At 71.9% G+C, this 15848-nt stretch carries 15 protein-coding genes and 1 tRNA gene; 12 read left to right on the plus strand and 4 right to left on the minus strand.

All coding sequences use genetic code 11. From position 1 onward, the window contains the following. Positions 1 to 49: 49 nt before the first annotated feature. Both ACV530_RS28760 and ACV530_RS28765 read left to right on the plus strand, forming a co-directional pair. Complete coding sequence (locus ACV530_RS28760; RefSeq protein WP_494335560.1) at positions 50 to 1276, plus strand: MDR family MFS transporter; 1227 nt, start codon at positions 50 to 52, stop codon at positions 1274 to 1276. Positions 1277 to 1318: 42 nt separating this feature from the next. Next, a complete protein-coding gene (locus ACV530_RS28765; protein ID WP_494335561.1) occupies positions 1319 to 1528 on the plus strand; it encodes an MbtH family protein in 210 nt (69 codons plus the stop codon). Positions 1529 to 1557: 29 nt separating this feature from the next. On the opposite strand, the gene ACV530_RS28770 is transcribed toward ACV530_RS28765, so the two are convergent. Beyond that, a tRNA-Cys gene (locus ACV530_RS28770) sits at positions 1558 to 1632 on the minus strand. Between the two features lie 88 nt (positions 1633 to 1720). Beyond that, a complete protein-coding gene (locus ACV530_RS28775; RefSeq protein WP_494335562.1) occupies positions 1721 to 2611 on the minus strand; it encodes an alpha/beta fold hydrolase in 891 nt (296 codons plus the stop codon). Between the two features lie 91 nt (positions 2612 to 2702). Between ACV530_RS28775 and ACV530_RS28780 the strand changes: the two genes are divergently transcribed. The 7 genes from ACV530_RS28780 to ACV530_RS28810 all read left to right on the plus strand — a co-directional run bounded on the left by ACV530_RS28780 (position 2703) and on the right by ACV530_RS28810 (position 10662). Next, on the plus strand, positions 2703 to 3608 hold the full coding sequence (locus ACV530_RS28780; RefSeq protein ID WP_494335563.1) for a LysR family transcriptional regulator: 906 nt from the start codon (positions 2703 to 2705) through the stop codon (positions 3606 to 3608). Between the two features lie 99 nt (positions 3609 to 3707). Then, positions 3708 to 4271: a cysteine dioxygenase family protein gene (locus ACV530_RS28785; protein ID WP_494335564.1), complete on the plus strand. Its 564-nt coding sequence runs from the start codon at positions 3708 to 3710 to the stop codon at positions 4269 to 4271. A gap of 98 nt (positions 4272 to 4369) precedes the next feature. After that, on the plus strand, positions 4370 to 5329 hold the full coding sequence (locus ACV530_RS28790; RefSeq protein WP_494335604.1) for a YeiH family protein: 960 nt from the start codon (positions 4370 to 4372) through the stop codon (positions 5327 to 5329). A gap of 107 nt (positions 5330 to 5436) precedes the next feature. Continuing rightward, on the plus strand, positions 5437 to 6864 hold the full coding sequence (locus ACV530_RS28795) for an MFS transporter (RefSeq protein ID WP_494335565.1): 1428 nt from the start codon (positions 5437 to 5439) through the stop codon (positions 6862 to 6864). 327 nt (positions 6865 to 7191) lie between these two features. Next, positions 7192 to 8994, plus strand: coding sequence for a DEAD/DEAH box helicase (locus tag ACV530_RS28800; RefSeq protein ID WP_494335566.1), 1803 nt, complete (start codon positions 7192 to 7194; stop codon positions 8992 to 8994). Positions 8995 to 9203: 209 nt separating this feature from the next. Further along, on the plus strand, positions 9204 to 9845 hold the full coding sequence (locus tag ACV530_RS28805) for an IclR family transcriptional regulator (protein ID WP_494335567.1): 642 nt from the start codon (positions 9204 to 9206) through the stop codon (positions 9843 to 9845). A gap of 28 nt (positions 9846 to 9873) precedes the next feature. After that, positions 9874 to 10662, plus strand: coding sequence for a S16 family serine protease (locus ACV530_RS28810; RefSeq protein WP_494335568.1), 789 nt, complete (start codon positions 9874 to 9876; stop codon positions 10660 to 10662). Positions 10663 to 10672: 10 nt separating this feature from the next. Here ACV530_RS28810 and ACV530_RS28815 read toward each other — a convergent pair whose 3' ends face one another. Continuing rightward, on the minus strand, positions 10673 to 11140 hold the full coding sequence (locus tag ACV530_RS28815; protein WP_494335569.1) for an Lrp/AsnC family transcriptional regulator: 468 nt from the start codon (positions 11138 to 11140) through the stop codon (positions 10673 to 10675). Between the two features lie 122 nt (positions 11141 to 11262). Between ACV530_RS28815 and hppD the strand changes: the two genes are divergently transcribed. Further along, positions 11263 to 12408, plus strand: a complete 1146-nt coding sequence (gene hppD, locus ACV530_RS28820; protein WP_494335570.1) for a 4-hydroxyphenylpyruvate dioxygenase — start codon at positions 11263 to 11265, stop codon at positions 12406 to 12408. A gap of 106 nt (positions 12409 to 12514) precedes the next feature. After that, positions 12515 to 13888, plus strand: coding sequence for an FAD-binding oxidoreductase (locus ACV530_RS28825; RefSeq protein ID WP_494335571.1), 1374 nt, complete (start codon positions 12515 to 12517; stop codon positions 13886 to 13888). 19 nt (positions 13889 to 13907) lie between these two features. Here the strand turns inward: ACV530_RS28825 and ACV530_RS28830 are convergent, their stop codons facing one another. Continuing rightward, positions 13908 to 14339, minus strand: coding sequence for an SsgA family sporulation/cell division regulator (locus ACV530_RS28830; RefSeq protein ID WP_494335572.1), 432 nt, complete (start codon positions 14337 to 14339; stop codon positions 13908 to 13910). A 306-nt stretch (positions 14340 to 14645) separates the two neighbouring features. Here ACV530_RS28830 and ACV530_RS28835 point away from each other — a divergent pair, with 306 nt between their 5' ends. Continuing rightward, positions 14646 to 15782, plus strand: coding sequence for an RDD family protein (locus tag ACV530_RS28835; protein ID WP_494335573.1), 1137 nt, complete (start codon positions 14646 to 14648; stop codon positions 15780 to 15782). The last annotated feature ends 66 nt before the right edge of the window (positions 15783 to 15848 follow it).

Here is a 15848-nt window from a genome sequence, read left to right on the forward strand (position 1 = left end):
AGGTGGCTCAGTTGAGGACTGTTACCGGGTTCGATCGGCAGGTCGTGTGGTGAAGGCGAAGTGGGGAGGATTCTCCCCTGCGTACTGGTGGGTCTGGGTCGGCAGTCTGGTCAATCACGCCGGTTCGTTCGTCGTCCCGTTCTTCGCCTACTACTTGACCAGCAAGCATGGTTTCAGCCCTCTGCAGGTCGGCTTCGTCGCCACCCTCTACGGGGCCGGCGGAGTGGTGTCGACGGTGGTGGCTGGCGTCGCCGCGGACCGGGTGGGCCGTCGGCCCACCCTGCTGGTGTCCCAACTGGGCGCCGCCGCCGCGATGCTGGGACTGGGCTTCGTCGACCAGACGTCGCTGATCTCCGTCCTCGCGTTCGTCCTGGGCTTCACGTCGTACGCGGCCGGCCCCGTCTTCTCCGCGATCATCGCCGACGTGGTGCCCCCGGACGACCGCAAGCGGGCGTACGCCATCCACTACTGGGCGGTCAACCTCGGCTTCGCCGTCGCCCCCGTGCTAGCCGGTGTCATGGCCGAGCGCAGCTACGAGTGGCTCTTCGCCGGTGACGCGGCGACCACCCTGCTCTGTGCCGTGGTGATCGCGGCCCGGGTACCGGAGCACCGGCCGGAGAAGAGCGCGGACGAGCCCGGCGCCGAGGACACTTCCGGGCAGGGCCTGGGCAGCGTGCTGAGGGACCGGGTGTTCATGACCCTGCTGCTGATCGTGGTCGGCATCGTCGCGGTCTACGCGCAGTTCCAGGTGACGCAGCCCATCGCGATGCAGGACACCGGCCTGTCCCCGACGACGTACGGACTGGTCAGTGCCGTCAACGGCGCGCTGGTCGTGGTGATCCAGCTCCCGATCACCCGGATCGTCGAGCGCTACGACGACAGCAGACTGCTCGCGGTGGGAGCGCTCTTCCTGGGCGTGGGCATGAGCCTGTCCGCCTTCGCCCACAGCGCCGGTCTGTTCGCCGTCTCGATCGCGGTGTGGACGATCGGCGAGGCGATAGCCATGCCGACCGGCAACACGATCGCGTCCAAGCTCGCACCCGCGCATCTGCAGGGCCGCTACCAGGGCATGTACGGCATGGCCTACGCCCTCGCGGCAGTGGTCGGCCCGCTGGGCGGTGGCTGGGTGTTCGGCCACTACGGTGGCGCGCCGGTCTGGACGTCCTGTCTGGTGGTCGGCGTGCTGTGCGCCGGCGGGGCGCTGGCCATCGGCCGCGGTGTCCGCCGGCGTGACACGGCGACCGCGGCAGAGGAACCCGTGGCCGCCGCCAGGTGACCACGACAACAACCTGAACGTGTACGAGGAAAGGACAAAGAGGTGAGCAACCCCTTCGAGGACGACAACGCGGAGTACCGGGTGCTGGTCAACGACGAGGGCCAGCACTCGCTGTGGCCGGTGTTCGCGGAGATACCCGCCGGGTGGACCGCGGCTCATGGCCCCGCGGCGCGGCAGGAGTGCCTCGACTATGTCGAGCGGAACTGGACCGACATGCGCCCGAAGAGCCTCGTGGAGGCGATGGGGCGGTAGCCGGTAAATAGCAGTAGCCGGTAAATAACTGGAGGCCGTGACCGGAATCGAACCGGCGTAACTCGCTTTGCAGGCGAGTCCCTCAACCACTCGGGCACACGGCCGTGTTGTGCCTTCCCCGTCGACCTTAGGGCGTGCGGGGAAGGGGGACAACGGTTCCACGGGGCGTGCCATGGGAATGACACGCCCCGTTCACGTGCCCACCGGTGGTGCGGTGAGGAACTCCTCCACCAGGGGCCGGAACATCTCCGGCTCGTCCACCCACGGGTAGTGGCCGACCTCGAACAGCGGCTGCACCTGGGTCTGCGCGCCGGGGAAGGACGCGGCGACGAGCTCGCCCGCGCGCATGCCGGCGACCGAGTCCAGGCTGCCGGTCACGACGAGGACGGGGCACGTCACGTCCCGGAGCCGCTCGAGGACCGCCTGGCGGGCCGGGTCGTCGACGCCCTGCCAGAAGCCCGCGCGGGGGACCGGCCGCAGCTGGTCGGGCTCGGCGGCCGCGTGCGTGCGCTGCGGGGCGTCCCAGCGGCCGTAGGCCATGGGTGCCGCGCGCAGGGTCAGGGCGCGGACCTCGGCGAGGTCGAGGGCCTCGGGGAGGGAGTGCGCGGCGACATAGGCGTCGACCCACCAGTCCTCCGTGGCGCGGGACTCGAAGATCTCCTCGGCGTCGCCGGGGAGTTCGCCCTGGAGGCGGGAGTCCGGGGCGACCAGGACCAGATGGCTCAGCCGGTGCGGGTACGAGGCCGCGTACGCCTGCGCGGTGGTGCAGGCGGCGTCGTGGGCGAGCAGGGGGAAGCTCTCGAGGCCGAGGTGGGCCCGGAGGGACTCGAGGTCCTCGGCGAGCGCGGGGAAGGCGTAGCCGAGCGGGTCGGGGGCGGGCGGGGAGGAGCCGGTGCCGCGGCTGTCGGGGACGACGAGGGTGTGCCGGGCGTCGAGGCCGCCCAGGTCGCCGAGGTAGGCGGCGTCACGGCCGGGGCCGCCGGCGAGGCAGACGAGGGGAGTGGCCGGGGCGGGGGCGCCGCGGGAGGTGAGGGTGCGGTAGAAGAGTTCCGCTGTGTCGTAGGACGCATAGGAATGTGGCATAAGCCCAGATTGATTGATGTGGGGGAGGGGGATCCAGAAGCAGGCCCCGTACCATCGCCCCTCTGCCTTAAATTGCACTTATGATTGCGCCGTGTTCGACTCCCGGCACATCAAGACATTCCACGCGGTGGTCAAGGCCGGGTCCTACTCGGCCGCCGCTCGCGCGCTCGGCTACACACAGCCCGCGATCACCCAGCAGATGAAGGCCCTCGAACGGTCCGTCGGCACGCCGCTGTTCACCCGTGTGGGCCGCGGGATGCGGCTGACCGAGGCCGGCGAGGCGCTGGCACGCCACGCGGAGACGATCCTCGATACGCTCACCGTCGCACAGCAGCAAATGACTTCGCTGACGCGACTGCGCACGGGGCGGGTGCGGGTGTGCGCCTTTCCCAGCGCGGGCGCGACGCTCATACCCGAGGCGCTGGCACGGCTCGCGGCCGACCACCCGGGGGTGCGGGTCGAACTGCTCGAGGACGAGCCGCCGGAGTCGCTGCGGCGGCTGGTGCGCGGGGAATGCGACATCACGCTCGCGTTCACCTACCCCGGGCTGCACGAGGAAGTCCCGGACGAACTGGCCGAAATCCGGCTGATGGAGGATCAGCTGACCGTGCTGCTGCCGGCCGGCCATCCGCTGGCGCGCCGCCGGGCCGTGCAACTGGCGGACCTGGCGGGGGAGCGCTGGATAGCGGGCTGTCTGCGCTGCCGCACCAACTTCCTTCACGAATGCGCACAAGTGGGCTTCGCGCCGGACATCGCCTTCACCACCGACGACAATCTGGTGGTGCAGTCGCTCGTCGCCGAGGGGCTGGGAGCGGCGATGATGCCGGGGCTGGTGCTGTCGTTCCTGCGGCACGACAGGATCACCGGACGGGCGCTGGACCCCGCGTCGCGGCGCCAGATCTCGGCGTACGTCCTGCGCGAGCACCTGCGCGTGCCGGCCACCGCGCTGGTCCTCGACGAGCTGAAGACGGCGGCCGCCCGGCGCGTGGGTTGCTGAGACGGTGACGGCGCCTTCGCGCGATCCATAAGCAGAGCCTGGCGGACGGTCAACAGACTGTCGTTGGACGTGATGGATCCGGGCCCTGACGCTGCACGTATGACCACCCCCACCGCACCCCCCGCGACGACCGCGACGGCGCGTCTCGGCCGGCTCGTCGACGAGGTCCGGGACGCCGTCGGCCGCGGCCTCGCCCCGGACACGACGGCGTACCTGGTCGGCGAGCGGCTCGCCGCCCACCTCGGCGCCGCCGACCTGCTCACCGAGGAACAGCGCGAGGGCGACCCCGAGCGCTACCGGCAGCACATCCTGCACGCCGAGCCCGACGGCAGCTTCTCGGTCGTCGCCCTCGTCTGGCTGCCCGGCCAGGAGACCTGCATCCACGACCACGTGTCCTGGTGCGTGACCGGAGTGCACCAGGGCGCGGAGAGCGAGCGCCGCTACCGGCTCGTGCCCGACGGCACGACCGCGCGGCTCGTCGCCACCGAGGACGTGGTCAACGCGCAGGGCGAGGTGTGCGGGTTCGCGCCGCCCGGCGACATCCACCGGGTGCGCAACTCCTGTTCGTCCACGGCCATTTCGCTGCACATCTACGGTGCCGACGTGTCGCGCCTGGGGTCGAGCGTGCGGCGGGTCTACGACCTTCCCGCCGACGAGCTGTGACGGGTACGCAGGCCACCGCCGCCGAGTCGGAGGCCGTGGCCCCGGCCGCGGCTCCGGCTCCTGCGGCGGCCCGGCCGGGCAAGGTGCCCGGGCTCGCCATGGCCGCGGCCGGGGTCGGGCTGGCCTGGGCGGTGCACTGGCTCGTACCGGCCGTGCCCCTGCTCACCGCCGCCGTGGTGCTCGGCATCGGCGCCGCGCACCTGCCGGGCGTACGGGCGTGGGTGCGCGGTCCCGGGCGGCCCGGACTGACGCTGGCCGGGAAGCGGCTGATGCGCGTCGGCATCGTGCTGCTCGGGCTCAAGCTCAGCCTGCACGACGTGCTCGGGCTGGGCTGGGCGACGGTCGTCATGGTGCTCGCGGTCGTCGCGGCCACCTTCTTCGGGACGCTGTGGCTCGGGCGGAAGCTCGGGCTGCGCGGGGACCAGCCGCTGCTGATCGCCACCGGCTACGCGATCTGCGGGGCCTCCGCGATCGGCGCCGTCGGCGAGGTGTCGGACAGCGACGAGGAGGACATCGCGACGTCCGTCGCGCTCGTCACGCTGTGCGGCACGCTCGCGATCGCCGTGCTCCCGCTGCTGCACCACCCGCTGGGGCTCGACGACGGGCAGTTCGGCCGCTGGGTCGGGGCGAGCGTGCACGACGTGGGGCAGGTCGTGGCCACCGCGCAGACCGCCGGTCCCTCGGCGCTCGGCCAGGCGGTCCTGGTCAAGCTGATGCGGGTGGCCATGCTGGCCCCGCTCGTGGCGGCCGTCGCCGTCACCCTGCGGCGCCGCCGGGGTGCGCCCAGCGGCAAGCGGCCGGCGCTCGTGCCGCTGTTCGTCCTCGGCTTCCTCGCCATGGTCGCCGTCCGCAGCACCGGGTGGGTGCCGGGTGCGGCGCTGGACGGCGCCCAGCACGCGCAGGAACTGCTGCTCGCCGCCGCGCTGTTCGGGCTGGGCAGTGCGGTGCACCTGCCGTCGCTGATGCGTACGGGCGGGCGGGTCGCGGCGCTCGGGCTGTGCTCGTGGGTGGTGATCGCGGGTGCGTCGTACGCGGGAGTGCTGCTGACGACGGGCTGACGACAGCCTGACCTACGGTCTGGCCTACGACCTAGGACGGATGGATGAGCGCATTCCGGACCCGCGCCAGACGCGCCGGAGCCGCCCGGATCCCTAGGGTCCCGGGCATGACCACCACCGATCCGATACCCCCCACCGCCGCCGTCGGGACGGACCTCGAGGGCGGCGGTGTGCTGGGGCGCCGCCACCGGGCCCTGACGCTCGGCATCATCACCGTCGTCTCGCTGATCGCCTTCGAGGCGAGCGCGATCACCACCGCCATGCCGGTCGCCGCGCGTGCGCTCGACGGCCTGGCCCTGTACGCCTTCGCGTTCTCCGCGTACTTCACGGCGAGCCTGTTCTCCATGGCTCTGTCGGGGGAGTGGAGCGACCGGGCGGGCCCGCTGCCGCCGCTCTTCACCGGCATCGTGACCTTCGGCGCGGGGCTGATCCTGGCGGGCTCGTCGCAGCAGATGTGGATGCTCGTCGCCTCGCGCGCGGTGCAGGGACTCGGCGGAGGACTGGTCGTCGTCGCCCTGTACGTCGTCGTGGGGCGGGCCTACCCGGAGCGGCTGCGCGCGAAGATCCTCGCCTCGTTCTCGGCGGCGTGGGTCGTGCCGGTGCTGGTGGGGCCCGTGGTCGCGGGCACGGTGGCCGAGCAGCTGAACTGGCGCTGGGTGTTCCTCGCGATCCCGGTGCTGATCGTTCCGCCGCTCGTGGTGATGCTGCCGGCGCTGCGGAAGCTTCCGGCCGTGGAGGGGAAGGCCGCGCTCGACCGGCGCCGGATCGTGCTCGCGCTGGTCGTCGCGGCCGGTGCCGGGCTGTTGCAGTACGCGGGGCAGGACCGTGACTGGTTCTCGCTGGTGCCGGCGGTTGCGGGGCTTGCGTTGCTGGCACCGTCGATCGTGCGGCTGCTGCCGCGGGGTACGTTCCGTGCGGCTCGGGGGCTGCCTGCCGTGATCTTGCTGCGGGGGCTTGCGGCCGGGTCGTTCCTCGCCTCGGAGTCCTTTATTCCGCTGATGCTGGTGACCGAGCGCCATCTGTCCACGGCGATGGCCGGTCTTTCGCTCACGGGTGGTGGGTTGAGCTGGTCGCTCGGCTCGTTCACGCAGAGCCGGACTCGGCTGGAGCCGTACAGGCGGCAGCTGATGGGGGTGGGGCTGGTGCTGATGGCCGTGGCCATGGCGCTGCTGACCACTGTCCTGATCGACGGGGTCCCCGTGTGGATCCTGGCCGTCTCGTGGGTCATCGGCGGCTACGGGATGGGGCTGAACATCGGCAGCACGAGTGTGCTCACGCTGGGGTTGTCGGGGGTTGGTGAGGAGGGTGCGAATTCCGCTGCGCTCCAGGTTTCGGATGCGCTGGGCAACATCGTGCTGGTGGGGGTGGCCGGTGTGTTGTTCGGGGCGTTCGGGGGCGGTGCGGCTGTTGCGGCGGACGGGGCTGTGGGGGGTGCGGCTGCGCCGCGGGCGGCGTTTGCGGTGGTGTTCGGGGTGATGGCGGGGGTGGCGTTGGTGGCGGCGTGCGTCAGCACGCGGTTGCGGCCGCGGGGGTAGGAGGGTGCCCCGGTCCCGCCCTTTCACCGTTTCCTCCGGGGCTCCGCCCCGGCCCCCGAAACCGCGCTCCGCGCGGTTGTCCTCAAACGCCGGACGGGCTGGATTTGCCCGGCACTATCAAGCCCGTCCGGCGATTGAGGACGAGCGGCGGAGCCGCGACAAGCGGGGTCTGGGGCGCAGCCCCAGGGCACCGCGCGGAGCGCGGTTCGGGGTCCGGGGGGCTTGCCCCCGGGAAACGGGGAAAGGGCGGGACCGGGGCGGCTCCCCTCCGGACCCCGGTAGGCTGACGCGGTTGCCGACCCGACCGCCGACCCGCCGACGGAGACCGTGACTACCACCACCACCGCCGCCAGCCACCACCTCTCGCCCGCCTTCCCCGGCCGGGCCCCCTGGGGTACCGCCAACAAGCTGCGCGCCTGGCAGCAGGGTGCGATGGACAGGTACATCCAGACGCAGCCCCGCGACTTCCTCGCCGTCGCGACGCCGGGCGCGGGGAAGACCACCTTCGCGCTCACCCTCGCCTCCTGGCTGCTGCACCACCACGTGGTCCAGCAGGTGACCGTGGTGGCCCCCACCGAGCACCTGAAGAAGCAGTGGGCGGAGGCCGCGGCCCGGGTCGGGATCAAGCTCGACCCGGAGTACAGCGCGGGCCCGCTGGGCCGCGAGTACCACGGCGTCGCCGTGACCTACGCGGGCGTCGGCGTCCGGCCGATGCTCCACCGCAACCGCTGCGAGCAGCGCAAGACGCTCGTCATCCTGGACGAGATCCACCACGCCGGCGACTCCCGCTCCTGGGGCGACGCCTGCCTCGAGGCCTTCGACCCGGCCACGCGCCGGCTGTGCCTGACCGGTACGCCCTTCCGGTCCGACACCAACCCCATCCCCTTCGTCACGTACGAGGAGGGGAACGACGGAATCCGCCGTTCCGCCGCCGACTACACGTACGGCTACGGGAACGCGCTCTCCGACGGCGTCGTCCGGCCCGTCATCTTCCTCTCCTACAGCGGCAACATGCGCTGGCGCACCAAGGCGGGCGACGAGCTCTCCGCCCGCCTCGGCGAGCCGATGACCAAGGACGCGATCTCGCAGGCGTGGCGCACCGCCCTCGACCCGCGCGGCGACTGGATGCCGAACGTGCTGCGCGCCGCCGACCGGCGGCTGACCGAAGTGCGGAAGGCGATCCCGGACGCGGGCGCGCTCGTGATCGCCTCCGACCAGGACTCGGCGCGCGCGTACGCGAAGCTGATCCGGGAGATCACCGGCGAGGGCCCGACGGTCGTCCTCTCCGACGACTCCGGCGCCTCGCAGCGCATCGACGACTTCTCGGACGGCGACTCGCGCTGGATGGTCGCCGTCCGCATGGTGTCCGAGGGCGTCGACGTGCCCCGCCTCGCGGTCGGCGTGTACGCGACGACGATCTCCACGCCGCTGTTCTTCGCCCAGGCGGTCGGCCGCTTCGTGCGGTCGAGGCGGCGCGGCGAGACGGCGTCCGTCTTCGTGCCGACGATCCCGACCCTGCTGACCTTCGCCAACGAGATGGAGGTCGAGCGCGACCACGTCCTCGACAAGCCCAAGAAGGAGGGCGAGGAGGACCCGTACGCCGAGTCCGAGAAGGAGATGGACGAGGCTAACAAGGAGCGGGACGAAGCAGACGCTGCCACGGGCGAGCAGGACATGCTGCCGTTCGAGGCCCTCGAGTCCGACGCCGTCTTCGACCGGGTGCTCTACGACGGCGCCGAGTTCGGCATGCAGGCCCACCCGGGGAGCGAGGAGGAGCAGGACTACCTCGGCATCCCCGGCCTGTTGGAGCCCGAGCAGGTGCAACTGCTGCTCCAGAAGCGGCAGGCGCGGCAGATCGCGCACAGCCGCAAGAAGCCGGACGACGAGGCCGACCTCCTCGAAATGCCCGCCGAGCGGCGTCCGGTGGTCACGCACAAGGAACTGCTGGAACTGCGCAAGCAGTTGAACACTCTCGTCGGCGCGTACGTGCACCAGAGCGGCAAGCCGCACGGTGTGATCCACACGGAGCTGCGGCGGGTGTGCGGGGGACCGCCGAGCGCGGAGGCGACGGCGGGACAGCTGACCGAGCGCATCAAGAAGGTGCGGGAGTGGGCGACGCGCATGCGTTAAGCGGATGCGTGGTGCCCGGATTGTGGGCAGACTCTTCCGCTGAGCGGACTGGATCGCTAGCGTGCCCGACACGCACACGCCCCGTGGCAGCGCCGCCGCGGAGCGCGGCCGGCTGCATTCCGGCGGCCTCTCCCGCGCGCTGCCGGACGGGACCGGTGGCGCATCCCCACCGCGTCGAGGGGCCCGTCTTTCATCGGAGGAGGGGCGTCGTGACCGCGGAGACTTCGCAGACGCTCGACAGAGGACTGCGCGTCCTCAAACTGCTCGCCGACACCGACCACGGGCTGACCGTCACCGAGTTGTCGGCCAGGCTCGGCGTCAACCGCACGGTCGTCTACCGGCTGCTCGCCACGCTGGAGCTGCACGAGCTCGTCCGCCGCGACATCGGCGGACGGGCCAGGGTGGCTCTCGGGGTGCTGCGGCTGGGACGCCAGGTGCACCCGCTCGTACGGGAGGCGGCGCTGCCCGCGCTGCGGGCACTGGCCGAGGACGTCGGGGCCACCGCCCATCTCACGCTCGTGGACGGGGCGGAGGCGCTCGCGGTGGCGGTGGTCGAGCCGAGCTGGACGGACTACCACGTGGCGTACCGCGCCGGGTTCCGGCATCCGCTGGACCGCGGTGCGGCGGGGCGGGCGATACTCGCCGCGCGCCGGGGGGAGGTCGACAACCCCGGGTACGCGCTCACCCATGGCGAGCTGGAAGCCGGGGCGAGCGGCGCCGCGGCACCCCTGCTGGGGGTGAACGGGATCGAGGGGAGCGTGGGCGTGGTGATGCTCGCGGACTCCGTGCCGGAACGCGTGGGGATACGGGTGATCGAGGCGGCCAAGGAAGTGGCGGACGCGCTGCGGTGACACTGTCCTGGCACGTTAGGGTCGTCGTATGCCTGCACTGTCCCGCCGCGGCCGCCTGCTCGCCCTCTGCGCCCTGCCTGTCGTCGCGCTGCTCGCGGTCGCCGCGTTCGCGCCGCTGCCGTTCACCATCGCGCAGCCGGGCATGACGGCGAACGTGCTCGGCACCGACCGGAACAAGCAGGTGATCTCGGTCGAGGGCGTGCCGGTCCGCAAGACCAGCGGGCAGCTGCGCATGACCGCGATCCTGGCCACCGGCCCGCACGTCGAGGTCGGCCTGGCCGACGTGGTCAGCGGCTGGTTCCGTACGGACCGTGCGGTCATGCCGCACGACGCTGTCTACCCGGTGGGCCAGTCGGACAAGGAGGTCGAGCAGCACAACGTCGAGGACATGAAGAAGTCCCAGGACGCCGCCGAGCGCGCCGCCCTGGACTATGTGCACCGCTCGCCGAAGGACGTCAAGGTCTCCCTGAGCCTCGCCGATGTGGGCGGGCCCAGCGCGGGGATGATGTTCGCGCTCGGCATCATCGACAAGATCGACGGCGATGGCCGCGGCGGCGACCTGACCGGCGGCCGGACGATCTCGGGCACCGGCACCATCGCCCCCGACGGCACCGTGGGCGCGGTCGGCGGCGTCGCGCTCAAGACGCAGGCGGCCAAGCGGGACGGGGCGACCGTCTTCCTCGTCCCCAAGGCCGAGTGCTCGGACGCCAAGGCCGAACTGCCCGAGGGTATGCGGCTGGTCCCGGTGAACGAGCTGAAGGACGCCGTGCAGTCGCTGCGCGCGCTGTCGTCGGGCGGCCGCGTTCCTTCTTGTTGATCCTCTCTTGTTAATCCTCTGAAGCCTGCTGCACCAGCGGGATGATCCGCAGCGGTACCGCGTTCTCCATGACGATCGCCGTCGAGGCCCGCACGATGCCGTCGATGCCCACGACCCGGTCGATCACCCGCTGGAGGTCCGCGTTCGAGCGGGCCACGAGCCGGCACAGCATGTCCCCGTGCCCGGTGATGGTGTGCAGCTCCAGCACCTCGGGAACGGACGCGAGGTGGCTGCGGACGTCCGTGCCCTGGCCCTGCCTGATCTCCAGCGTGGCGAAGGCGGTCACCGGATAGCCCAGCGCCGCCGGGTCCACGTCCGGGCCGAAGCCCCGGATCACCCCCTGGGACTGGAGCCGGTCGAGGCGCGCCTGCACCGTGCCGCGGGCCACGCCCAGGCGCCGGGAGGCCTCCAGGACGCCGATGCGCGGCTCCCGGGCGAGCAACTCGATCAGCCTGCCGTCCAAACGATCGATCGCCATGATCAGCTCCCCGTGGTCATCGTGTACGGAACGACCGGCCGTTCCGGCCTCTCGCTATGCATATTGCCCAGTGGAAACACGAACTATTGCGCACCTTGTGGATCGGAGAGACCCTGCGCGTTATGACGCAGACCACAGATCACACTCCCCACACGGCACGGCAGGCGGACCCCTTCCCGGTCAAGGGGATGGATGCGGTCGTCTTCGCCGTCGGCAACGCCAAGCAGGCCGCGCACTACTACTCCACCGCCTTCGGCATGAAGCTGGTCGCCTACTCCGGACCGGAGAACGGCAGCCGCGAGACCGCGAGTTACGTCCTGGAGTCGGGCGGCGCCCGGTTCGTCTTCACGACCGTCATCAAGGCCGCCACCGAGCGGGGCCGCTTCCTCGCCCAGCACGTCGCCGAGCACGGCGACGGGGCCGTGGACCTCGCGATCGAGGTGCCGGACGCGCGGGCCGCGTACGCCTATGCGGTGGAGCACGGTGCGCGGGGGGTGGAGGAGCCGTACGAGCTCAAGGACGAGCACGGCACGGTCGTCCTCGCCGCCATCGCCACGTACGGCCAGACCCGGCACACGCTCGTGGAGCGCACCGGCTACGACGGGGTGTACCTGCCCGGGTACGTCCCCGCCGAGCCGATCGTCGAGCCGCTCGCGCGGCGCAACTTCCAGGCGATCGACCACTGCGTGGGGAACGTCGAACTCGGCAGGATGGACGAGTGGGTCGGCTTCTACCACAAGGTCATGGCCTTCACGAACATGAAGGAGTTCGTCGGTGACGACATCGCGACCGAGTACTCGGCCCTGATGTCCAAGGTCGTCGCGGACGGCACCCGCAAGGTGAAGTTCCCGCTCAACGAGCCGGCCATCGCGAAGAAGAAGTCGCAGATCGACGAGTACCTGGAGTTCTACGGCGGGCCCGGGCTGCAGCACATAGCCCTCGCGACGAACGACATCGTCGCCACGGTGCGGCAGATGCGGGCGGCGGGCGTCCAGTTCCTGGACACGCCGGACTCGTACTACGACACGCTCGGCGAGTGGGCCGGTGAGACGCGCGTCCCCGTCGAGACGCTGCGCGAGCTGAAGATCCTCGTCGACCGGGACGAGGACGGCTACCTGCTCCAGATCTTCACCAAGCCGGTGCAGGACCGGCCGACGGTCTTCTTCGAGATGATCGAGCGGCACGGGTCCATGGGCTTCGGGAAGGGCAACTTCAAGGCGCTGTTCGAGGCGATCGAGCGCGAGCAGGACAAGCGGGGCAATCTGTAGGGGGTTCCGCTGCCCCGGTCCCACCCTTTCGCCGCTTCCCGGGGCGCAGCCCCAGGAGACGGGGAAAGGGCGGGACCGGGGCGCACCCCTCTGGCAGGCTGGCCCCATGAGCGACCTGATCACGCACCTCCGCAAGGGACTTCCCGCCGAGGCGGTCCTCACCGACCCGGACGTCACCGCGTCGTACGCCAACGACATGGCGAGCTTCTGCGCCGCGGGCGCTCCCGCCGCAGTCGTGCTGCCCCGCACCGTGGAGCAGGTGCAGCACGTCATGCGCACCGCAACGGACTTGCGCGTACCGGTCGTCCCGCAGGGCGCCCGCACCGGGCTGTCCGGGGCGGCGAATGCCACGGACGGCTGCATCGTGCTGTCGCTCGTCAAGATGGACCGGATCCTGGAGATCGACCCGGTCGAGCGGATCGCGGTCGTCGAACCGGGCGTCGTCAACGCCGTGTTGTCCCGCGCGGTGAACGAGCACGGGCTCTACTACCCACCGGACCCGTCCAGTTGGGAACAGTGCACCATCGGCGGCAACATCGGCACCGCCTCCGGCGGCCTGTGCTGCGTCAAATACGGCGTCACAGCCGAATACGTGCTCGGCCTCGAGGTCGTGCTCGCCGACGGCCGCCTGTTGACGACCGGCCGCCGCACGGCGAAGGGCGTCGCGGGCTACGACCTCACGCGCCTCTTCGTCGGCTCCGAGGGCAGCCTCGGCGTGGTCGTACGGGCCGTACTGGCGCTCAGACCCGCACCGCCCCGGCAGCTCGCGCTGGCGGCCGAGTTCCCGTCCACGGGCGCCGCCTGCGAGGCGGTCCGCAGGATCATGGCGCGCGGGCACGCGCCGTCCCTGCTCGAGCTGATGGACAAAACGACCGTCCGGGCCGTCAACTCCATGGCGAAGATGGGGCTTCCGGAGACGACGGAGGCCCTGCTCCTCGCCGCCTTCGACACCCCCGACCCCGCCCCGGACCTCGCCGCGGTCGCCGAGCTGTGCACCGCCGCCGGGGCCACCGAGGTCGTACCGGCCGAGGACGCGGCCGAGTCCGACCTGCTGCTCCAGGCCCGCCGCATGTCGCTGCCCGCGCTGGAGACGCTCCGGCCCGCGACGATGATCGACGACGTGTGCGTGCCCCGGTCCCGGCTCGCGGACATGCTCGACGGCACCGCCGCCATCGCCGCCCGGCACGAACTCACCATCGGCGTCTGCGCCCACGCGGGCGACGGCAACACCCACCCCGTGGTGTGCTTCGACCCCGCCGATCCCGACGAGGCCCGGCGGGCGAGGGAGTCGTTCGACGAGATCATGGCGCTGGGCCTGGAGCTCGGCGGCACGATCACCGGCGAGCACGGGGTCGGGCTGCTGAAGAAGGACTGGCTGGCCCGCGAGGCCGGGCCGGTCGCCATGGAGATGCAGCGCGGTATCAAGGCCGTCTTCGACCCGCTCGGGATCCTCAACCCCGGCAAGGTGCTGGACGGTTAGGAGGACATCCCCCGGGCCCCTAGGCCGGGTCGTCGCCCGCGGCGGGCGCCAGCAGGGCCCGCAACGCCTCGTCGAGGCCGAGCCACTCGTGCTCCTCGCCCCGGGCCACCACCCGCAGCGTGCGCTCGAGCCACGCCGAGAGCCCCCGTGCCGGCACCTCCAGCAGCGCCTCGCCGTCCGGCGACGACAGGGCCACGCACACCACGGCGCGGCCCCCGGCCCGCATCGGCCACACCCGTACGTCACCGTGCCCGCAGGGCCGCCCCATGCCCTCCGTCAACAGGTCGCGGGCGAACGTCCAGTTGACCGGTGACCCCGACGAGACGTGGAAGGTGAACCGCACGGCGTACGGGTCGGACGTCCGGTAGGACAGCCGGGCGGGCACCGGAAGGCTGCGCTCCGGCGACAGCACCAGCCCGATCTCCAGGTCTCGTTCCACAACGGTGTGCATGAAGTGCGCCCTCTCCACTTGAGCTTCGCTGCTCGGTGCGCGGCCTCTCCCGACGGGGCCCGCACCGGAGGAGAGCGCGCTGACCCCGCATCATGACGCGACTTCGCGCCATCGCACGTGTGAGTGGTCCCGTCGGCGTGACGGCCACACAGAGGAGGGCCTTCTGGTAGACCTGTTGGCTGCGCCCCGGGTTGTCTTTTGCGCATTGAAGTCATGAGCGGTCGCCCGGCGTCGCGCGACCGCGCGTGCGTGCGGCAGACTGCCAGACATCCCAGACGGACGAACAGATACGGGACACCGGAGACCATGAGCGCACCCATCCCGGGATCCGCCGACACCAGCCCCAGCCGCGGCTGGTACCCGGACCCGTCCATCCCCGGCTACATCCGCTTCTGGAGCGGCACGGCCTGGGTGCCCGGCACCAGCCGGCCCGCGCCCCCCGACGGGGAGCCGCTGCCCGGCCCGCCGCCCGGGGTGGCGGCGGCCCCGCTGCCCGCGCTCGCCGCGCCCGTGCCGCCGACGCCGCGGTCCGCCGTCGTGCCGCGTACGGAGGACACGGGGCCGGTGTTCCTCGACGAGGAACCGGAGCCGCAGGATCCGCGGGCCCCGGCGGCCTGGCCGCAGCAGGCGGCCGCCGCGCCCCCGGCCCGTGACCCCCGGCTGCCGGAGCAGACAGGGGGCGTGCTGGAGCCGCGCAGGCAGGCGCAGCCCGCCGTAGCCGAGTCCTTCGTCCCCCGGCCGTGGCCCGACACCCGCGGGCAGGGCGCGCCCGTCCCGGCGGCGGTCCCGGAGCCGGAGCCCGCGCCCGTCCCCGCGGTGCCGGCGCAGCCGGTGGGCTGGGCCCAGCAGGTGCAGCAGCTCGCCCGGCAGGCGCCGGTGCCCTCGCAGCCGCTGCCCGAGTCGGCTCCCGCGCCGTGGAAGCCGCCCGCGCACAATCTGTTCGAGCAGCAGGAGGGCCGCCCCGCGTCCCTCGGCCGCCGGTTCGCCGCGCGGCTGGTGGACACGGCCCTGCTGGGCGGCGTCGTGAGCGCCGTCGGGGTGCCGCTGTGGAACAAGTCCGTCGAGCACATCGACACCAAGGTGGAACAGGCCAAACACTCCGGCCGCACCGTCACCGTCTGGCTCCTCGACGGCACGACGGGCACGTATCTGGCCATCGTGCTGGCCGTGTTGCTGGTCGTGGGCGTGCTGTACGAGGCGCTGCCCACCGCCAAGTGGGGCCGCACGCTGGGCAAGAGGCTGTGCGGGGTGCGCGTCCTCGGCATCGAGTCGCACGACACCCCGTCGTTCGGCACCGCGCTGCGCCGCTGGCTGGTCTACGGCGTGCTGGGGGTGCTCGTCGTCGGCGTCCTCAACGTGCTGTGGTGCCTCTTCGACCGGCCGTGGCGGCAGTGCTGGCACGACAAGGCGGCCCGTACGTTCGTGGCGTCCGCCGGGGACTGAGCGGGCCCCGCAACTCGAACGGCATACGGGCGGATGCGACGGCCGGAGGCCTGGGTTCTACTCGGG

Source organism: Streptomyces sp. SX-6, from assembly GCF_059089585.1.

What these genes read in the sequence shown, in the direction of transcription:
- ACV530_RS28775 (WP_494335562.1), bottom strand. Translation starts at nt 2,611, where the DNA reads ATGCCACATTCCTATGCGTCCTACGACACAGCGGAACTCTTCTACCGC.
- ACV530_RS28785 (WP_494335564.1), top strand. Translation starts at nt 3,708, where the DNA reads ATGACCACCCCCACCGCACCCCCCGCGACGACCGCGACGGCGCGTCTC.
- ACV530_RS28790 (WP_494335604.1), top strand. Translation starts at nt 4,370, where the DNA reads ATGGCCGCGGCCGGGGTCGGGCTGGCCTGGGCGGTGCACTGGCTCGTA.
- ACV530_RS28795 (WP_494335565.1), top strand. Translation starts at nt 5,437, where the DNA reads ATGACCACCACCGATCCGATACCCCCCACCGCCGCCGTCGGGACGGAC.
- ACV530_RS28810 (WP_494335568.1), top strand. Translation starts at nt 9,874, where the DNA reads ATGCCTGCACTGTCCCGCCGCGGCCGCCTGCTCGCCCTCTGCGCCCTG.
- ACV530_RS28815 (WP_494335569.1), bottom strand. Translation starts at nt 11,140, where the DNA reads ATGGCGATCGATCGTTTGGACGGCAGGCTGATCGAGTTGCTCGCCCGG.
- hppD (WP_494335570.1), top strand. Translation starts at nt 11,263, where the DNA reads ATGACGCAGACCACAGATCACACTCCCCACACGGCACGGCAGGCGGAC.
- ACV530_RS28825 (WP_494335571.1), top strand. Translation starts at nt 12,515, where the DNA reads ATGAGCGACCTGATCACGCACCTCCGCAAGGGACTTCCCGCCGAGGCG.
- ACV530_RS28830 (WP_494335572.1), bottom strand. Translation starts at nt 14,339, where the DNA reads ATGCACACCGTTGTGGAACGAGACCTGGAGATCGGGCTGGTGCTGTCG.
- ACV530_RS28835 (WP_494335573.1), top strand. Translation starts at nt 14,646, where the DNA reads ATGAGCGCACCCATCCCGGGATCCGCCGACACCAGCCCCAGCCGCGGC.